Here is a 7,700-nt window from a genome sequence, read left to right as displayed (position 1 = left end):
GCTGCTGGCGGTAACCCTGACCTCGCGCCTGCGCCAACACGGCCTGCAAGCCGATATCCGCGTACTGTTCGGCCAGCCGACCTTGGCAGCGCTCGCCGCTGCGGTAGGCGGTGAAACCCGCATCAGCGTGCCAGCCAACCGCATTCCGGCAGAGGGCACACGCATCACTCCGGACATGCTGCCGCTCGCCGAGCTATCCCAGGGCGCCATCGACAACCTGGTCACGCAGATCCCCGGTGGCGTAGCCAATGTCCAGGATGTCTACGGGCTGGCGCCTCTGCAACAAGGCATTCTCTACCATCATCTGGCCAGCGAAGGCGCAGACCCTTACGTGCTGCAAGCACGCTTCGCCTTCCCGACGCGGGCCGAGCTCGATGCCTTTGCCGCAGCGCTCGACCAGGTCATCGCCCGTCACGACATCCTGCGTACCAGCATCCATTGGCAGGGCCTGGAGGAGCCCGTGCAGGTCGTCTGGCGCAGCGTGCCTGCCGTCGGTGCAAGCTTGCGCGGCGATGAGCGCAGCACCACGCTCGACTTGAACAAGGCCCCCTTGATCCGCCTGGTCCCTGGCCATGGCGAGGGTGGCGTGGAAGCCACGCTGTTGATCCACCACATCATCCTTGACCACGCAGCCGTCGAACAGCTGGTGGCCGAGATCACCGCTGTGCTGCAAGGCCAGGCCCTGTCGCAGGCCAGCGTGCCCTATCGCAACTATGTGGCGCAGGCCCGCCTGGGCGCTGATACCCAGGCTGACGAAGCACTGTTCCGCGAACTGCTGGGCGACATCGACGAACCCACGACGGTATTTGGCTTGCGCGATGCACACAGTGATGCCAGCCCTGTACTGGACAGCCGTCTGGCCCTGGAACCGGCGTTGGCCGGCAGCTTGCGCGAGCAGGCACGTGTGCTGGGCATCAGCGTCGCCAGCTTGGTGCACCAGGCCTGGGGGCAGGTGCTAGCGCAGTTGTCTGGACGCGAAGAAGTGGTGTTCGGCACGGTGTTGCTCGGTCGCCTGCAAGGCGGCGAGGGGGCTGAACGGGCCTTGGGCATGTTCATCAACACCTTGCCGCTGCGGGTGAGCGTGGGCGCCATGGCCGTGGCTGAAGGCGTCCGCCTGACCCACCAACGGCTGGCTCGCTTGCTGGCTCATGAGCAAGCCTCGCTGGCAGTGGCTCAGCGCTGCAGTGCAGTGCCGACGTCCCAGGCGCTGTTCACCAGCCTGCTCAACTATCGCCACAGTGCACCCGCCAAGGCTGAGCTGCGCGAGGCCTGGCAAGGTATCGAGCAACTGGCCGCGCATGAGCGCAGCAACTACCCCTTGGTGGTCAACGTCGATGACCTGGGCGAGGTCTTTGTGCTGACCGTGCAAGCGGTCGCGCAAGTCGATGGCGCACAGGTGTGTCGACTGCTCAGCACCGCCCTCGAGCAACTGGCTCAGGCCCTCGCGCAGGCACCGGCCACCGCCTTGCATGACGTCAGCCAGCTGGCGCCGGTCGAGCGCGAGCTGGTGTTGCAAGGTTTCAATGCCACCTGCCGCGATTACCCACGCGAACTTGCACTGCATACCCTGTTTGCCACCCATGCGGCGCTCAGCCCGGCTGCAACGGCGGTGGTGCACGGTGATCGGCAGTGGAGCTATGAGCAGCTCGAACAGCACGCCAACCGCCTGGCCCATCACCTGTTGGCCCTGGGCGTGCGCCCGGGCGATCGTGTGGCTTTGCTGCTGCCGCGCAGCGTCGCCTTACTGGCCGCACAACTGGCGGCCAGCAAATGCGCGGCGGTGTTCGTGCCGTTGGACAGCAACGCGCCTGACGAGCGCCAGGCCTTCATGATCGAAGACAGCCAGGCGCGGGTCCTGCTCACCCTCAGCAGCGAACCGCAGGTAGGCGATGCCATGCGCATAGAACTGGACCGCCTCGACCTCAGTGAATATCCGCCACAGTCGCCGGGCTTGGAGGTAGCTGCCGAAAGCGCCGCCTACATCATGTACACCTCCGGCTCTACCGGCACCCCCAAGGGCGTGCAAGTGCCGCACCGGGCCATCGTGCGCCTGGTGGTCAACAACGGCTTCGCTGACTTCACCTGCCAGGACCGCGTCGCATTCGCCTCCAACCCTGCGTTCGATGCCAGTACCCTGGAAGTCTGGGCGCCGCTGCTCAACGGCGGCACGGTGGTGGTCATCGACCAGGACCAGGTGCTGTCGCGTCAGGCCTTGGGTGATGTGTTGCTGGAGCAGCGCGTCAGCGTGCTGTGGCTGACTGCTGGCCTGTTCCATGAATTTGCCGATGACCTGCTGCCGGCATTCGCCGGGCTGCGCTACCTGATGGTGGGCGGCGATGTGCTGGACCCGGCCGTCGTCGGCCGAGTGCTGCGCGAAGGTGCCCCGCAACATCTGCTCAATGGCTATGGCCCGACTGAAGCCACGACCTTCAGCACCACCCACCCGATCGTCATGGTCGGCGAGGGCAGCATCCCGATTGGCAGGCCGATCGGCAATGTCCGTTGCTATGTGCTCGACGCCCGTCAGCAGCCGCTGCCCGTTGGCGCGGTCGGTGAGCTGTACATCGGCGGCGATGGCGTTGCACTGGGGTACCTCGGCCAGCCGGCACTCACCGCCGAGCGCTTCCTCGATGACCCGTTCAGCCATGAGCCGGGTGCGCGCATGTACCGCAGTGGCGACCTGGCTTGCTGGCAGGCTGACGGCACGTTGCGTTACCTGGGGCGCGCCGACCAGCAGATCAAACTGCGAGGCTTCCGCATCGAGCTCGGTGAAATCGAGGCGCGGCTGGGCGCCTGTGCCGGTGTCCGTGACAAGGCCGTGGTGGTGCGTGAAGACGCGCCCGGTGACAAGCGCCTGGTGGCCTATTTCACCGCCAACAACCCGGCCCCCGGCCTGGGCGAGCTGCACCAGCAGCTACAAGGCCAGTTGCCGGACTACATGCTGCCAGCGGCCTACGTGTGCCTGGATGCACTGCCGCTGACCGGCAACGGCAAGCTCGACCGCCGTGCCCTGCCGCAACCGGGCAACGAGGCGCTACTCAGCCGCGCCTTCGAGGCGCCACAGGGCGAGGTCGAAACCACCCTGGCGGCAATCTGGGCCGACCTGCTCAAGGTCGCGCAGGTCGGTCGCCACGACCACTTCTTCGAGCTGGGCGGCCATTCGCTGCTGGCTGTGACCCTGGTCGAACGCATGCGCAAGGCCGGCCTCAGCGCCGATGTGCGCGTGCTGTTCGCCAAGCCCACCCTGGCGGCGCTGGCCGCAGCCGTGGGCACCGGTCGCGAAGTGCAGGTGCCGGCCAACCGTGTGCCGCACGCTGCCCGCCACATCACCCCGGACATGCTCAGCCTGATTGAGCTCGATCAGGCCAGTATCGACCGTGTCGTCGCCACGGTGCCGGGTGGTGCCGCCAACGTGCAGGAGATCTACCCCCTGGCCCCGCTGCAGGAGGGCATCCTGTACCACCACTTGAGCGCCGCACAGGGCGACCCGTACCTGCTGCAGTCGCGCCTGGCTTTCGATAGCCTGGCGCACTTGCAGCGTTGGGCGGGTGCCTTGCAGCAGGTCATCGACCGTCACGACATTCTGCGTACCGCCGTGGTCAGCGAAGGGCTTGCACACGCGGTGCAGGTGGTCTGGCGTGAAGCGCGGATGCAGGTGAGCGCAATCGACGACCTGGCTGGCGAGTCGGTGATCGATGCCTTGCAGGCGCGCTTCGACGCCCGTCACCAGCGCCTCGACCTGTCGCGGGCACCCTTGCTGCGCCTGCTGCATGCCGATGACCCTGCCAACCAGCGCGTGGTGGCGATTGTGCAATTCCATCACCTGGCCTTGGACCATACCGCCATGGAAGTCATCGCCAGCGAGATGCAGCTGCTGCTGGCGGGCCAGGGCGAACGCTTGCCTGCGCCTGTGCCTTATCGCACCTACGTCGCCCAAGCCCGCCTCGGGGCCGACGATGCCGGCCATGAAGCGTTCTTCCGCGAGATGCTGGGGGACCTTGACGCCCCGACGTTGCCGTTCGGCCTGAGCGACGTGCAGGGTGACGGGCACGCCATCGAAGAAGCCCACCTGGCCGTTGACGCCAGCGTGGCCCGTGGCCTGCGCGAACAGGCTCGGCAGCTTGGGGTGAGTGCCGCGAGCCTGGCGCACCTGGCCTGGGCACGCGTGCTGGGTGTGCTCGCCAACCGCACCGATGTCGTCTTCGGCACCGTGCTGATGGGGCGCTTACAGGGCGGTGAAGGGGCCGACCGGGCGTTGGGCGTGTTCATCAACACCTTGCCGCTGCGCATCGACCTTAGCGCACCGGTGGCGCAGGCAGTGCGTGCCACCCATCAACGGCTCTCGGCGTTGCTGGCACACGAGCATGCTTCGCTGGCCCTGGCCCAGCGGAGCAGTGGCGTGGCGGCGTCCACGCCGTTGTTCAGCGCCTTGTTCAACTACCGCCACAGCACGGCAGGGGGGCCTGCCGCCGCCGACAACCAGGGTGTCCGCCTGCTGGGCGGCGAGGAACGCAGCAACTACCCGCTGACCCTGAGTGTCGACGACCTGGGCGAAGGCTTTGCCTTGAGTGTGTTGGCTCAGGCAGGCCTGGGTGCTGAGCGGGTCGCCGGCTGGATGAACCAGGCCCTGGTCGAACTGCTGCAGGCGCTGAACCAGTCAGCGGCCAAGCCGGTCGAGGCGCTGTCGATCCTGGAGCCGGCAGCACGCCAGCAGGTGCTGGAAACGTTCAATGCCAGCGCACGCGACTACCCGAAAGGGCAGACCGTGCACGCTCTGGTCGAGGCCCAGGCGGCCCGCGCGCCGCAAGCGTCAGCGCTGGTGCAGGATGGCCAGGCACTGAGCTATGGCGAGCTGAACTGCCGCGCCAACCGCCTGGCGCATTACCTGATCAGTCGTGGGGTGAAGGTCGGCGACCGGGTCGCATTGTGCTTACCGCGCAGCCTGGAGCGCCTGGTCGGGCTGCTGGCCGTCCTCAAGGCCGGTGCGGCCTATGTGCCGATCGACCCGGCATACCCTGGCGAGCGCATTGCCTACTTGCTTGAAGACAGCGCACCGACATTGGTGCTGGTCGATGCGACGACCCTGGCGCTGGTGGGCGACACCCTGCGTGTCGAGCTGCATCGCGATGCCTGGCAAGACTCGCCCGACAGCAATCCCTGCGTGGCTGGCCTGGATGATCGCCAACTGGCGTATCTGATCTACACCTCCGGCTCCACCGGCCAGCCGAAAGGGGTGATGGTCGAGCATGCGACCCTGGCCAACCTGGTGCACTGGCACTGTGAGGCGTTTGCCTTGCACGCCGGCAGCCATACCAGCACAGTCGCCGGTTTCGGCTTTGATGCGGTGGCCTGGGAGGTCTGGCCGGCGCTGTGCACGGGGGCAGTGCTGCATGTGCCACCTGCACGCATCGCCGGTGAGCATGTCGACGAACTGCTCGACTGGTGGCTGGAGCAGCCGCTGGCGGTCAGCTTCCTACCCACGCCAGTGGCCGAGCAAGCGCTGCGCCGCGACCGTCAGCACCCGACCTTGCGCACGCTGCTGATCGGCGGCGATCGCCTGCGCCAGTTCGAGCGCGACCCAGGTTTCGCCTTGGTCAACAACTATGGGCCGACCGAAGCGACCGTGGTGGCCACGTCTGGGCAGCTGGTTGCTGGGGGGGCGCTGCATATAGGCAAGCCGCTCGCCAACACTCAGGTGTATGTGCTCGACCAGGGCCGTCAGCTGGTGCCCGTGGGCGCAGTAGGTGAGTTGTACATTGGCGGCGCCGGGGTGGCCCGCGGTTATTTCAAGCGCCCGGAACTGACCGAGGAGCGCTTCATTGCCGATCCGTTCAACGCCCAACCCCACGCCCGGCTGTACCGCACCGGTGACCTGGTGCGCTGGAACGCCGACGGCACCCTGGATTACCTGGGCCGCAACGATGATCAGGTGAAGATCCGGGGCGTACGGGTGGAGCTTGGCGAGATCGAAAGCGTACTCGCCGCCCAGCCTGGTATCGGCGATGCAGTGGTGCTGGTGCGTGGCGAGCGGCTGCTGGCCTGGTTCACTGAAACCTCCCCGGTGGCAGTGGAGACACTGCGCCAGGCGTTGCAGGCAAGCCTGCCCGCGCACCTAGTGCCGATGGCCTTCACCTGCCTGCCAGCACTGCCGTTGACCAGCCATGGCAAGCTGGACCGCAAGGCGTTGCCCGAGCCGGATCCGGCGCTGCTTGCAGGCCAGGCGTATGTCGCGCCGCAGGGCGAAGTGGAAATGGCCTTGGCCGCGGTGTGGGCCGACATGCTAGGCGTCGAGCGGGTGGGCCGGCACGATAACTTCTTCGAGTTGGGTGGCCATTCGTTGCTGGCGGTGAACCTGACCGCGCGCTTGCGCCGCGATGGTGTGCCGGTGGATGTGCGCACGCTGTTTGGCCAACCAACGGTGGCGGCACTGGCGACGACCTTGGGCCAGGCGCAACAGGTGCAGGTGCCGGACAACCTGATCCCTGCCGGTTGCTCGCACATCACCCCTGGCATGCTGCCGCTGGTGGCCCTGGAGCAGGCGGCCATCGACCGTATCGTTGCCCAGGTATCTGACGGTGCCCGCAACGTGCAGGACATCTACCCGCTGGCGCCCTTGCAGGAGGGCATTCTGTACCACCACCTCAGCGCGCAGGGGCACGACCCTTATGTGCTGCAGTCGCGCTTCGGGTTCGCCAGCCGCGAACACCTGGACAACTTTGCGGCAGCGTTGGACAAGGTCATTGCCCGGCACGACGTACTGCGCACAGCGGTGCTCTGGCAAGGCTTGCCGCAGCCGGTGCAGGTGGTATGGCGGCAGGCGCCGCTGGTGTTCATGGAGCGTGATTGCGACGGTGAGGCAGTGCTTGACCTGAGCAAGGCACCGCTGATCCGTCTGCTGTACACGCAGCAGCCGGGTACGGCACGCATCGAAGCCACCTTGCAGTTCCACCACATCGTGCTCGACCACACCGCCATGGAAGTGGTCGGCGAGGAGCTGATCGGTTACCTGCAGGGTGCCGCCGAGCCGGCCCAGGCACCGGTGCCGTATCGCAACTACGTGGCCCAGGCGCGGCTGGGTATCAGCCAGGCCGAGCATGAAGCGTTCTTCCGCGAGCAGTTGGCGGATATCGACGAGCCGACGCTGCCGTTTGGCCTCAGTGCTGTGCAGGGTGACGGGCGTGACATCGAGGAGGCCCAGCTGTGGCTACGTGACGACCTGGCCCTACGCCTGCGCCAGCAAGGCCGGCAATTGGGTATCAGCGTCGCCAGCTTGTTCCACCTGGCCTGGGCGCGCCTGCTTGCGGTCGCCAGTGGCCAGGACAGCGTGGTGTTCGGCACCGTGCTGTTGGGCCGCCTGCAAGGCGGTGAAGGCGCCGAACGGGCGTTGGGCATGTTCATCAACACCTTGCCGCTGCGGCTCGACCTGGGTGGCATCAGCCTGTGTGAAGGGGCCCGTGCTACCCATCAGCGCCTCAGTGCGTTGCTGGCCCACGAGCATGCTTCGCTGGCCTTGGCCCAGCGCTGCAGTGGCGTGGCCGCGCCGTTGCCATTGTTCAGCGCCATGCTCAACTATCGGCACAGCACGCAGGTCACTGACAGCCAGCGGCAGGCGATGCAAGGTATCGACAACCTGGAAAGTAAGGAACGCAGCAACTACCCGCTGGGCTTGAACGTGGATGACCTGGGGCAGGGCTTCCGCA

At 66.7% G+C, this 7,700-nt stretch carries 1 protein-coding gene; it reads left to right on the top strand.

Annotated features, from left to right (window positions below):
• Positions 1–7,700: amino acid adenylation domain-containing protein (locus ACQZ2L_RS24990; protein ID WP_430328304.1), on the top strand; the 7,700-nt coding region annotated here is incomplete at both ends.

Source organism: Pseudomonas shirazensis (genome assembly GCF_050496565.1).
In the GTDB taxonomy this organism is placed as follows: domain Bacteria; phylum Pseudomonadota; class Gammaproteobacteria; order Pseudomonadales; family Pseudomonadaceae; genus Aquipseudomonas; species Aquipseudomonas shirazensis_A.
Note: the sequence above shows the minus strand (reverse complement) of the source record. Positions and strands in the feature narration are given on the sequence as shown.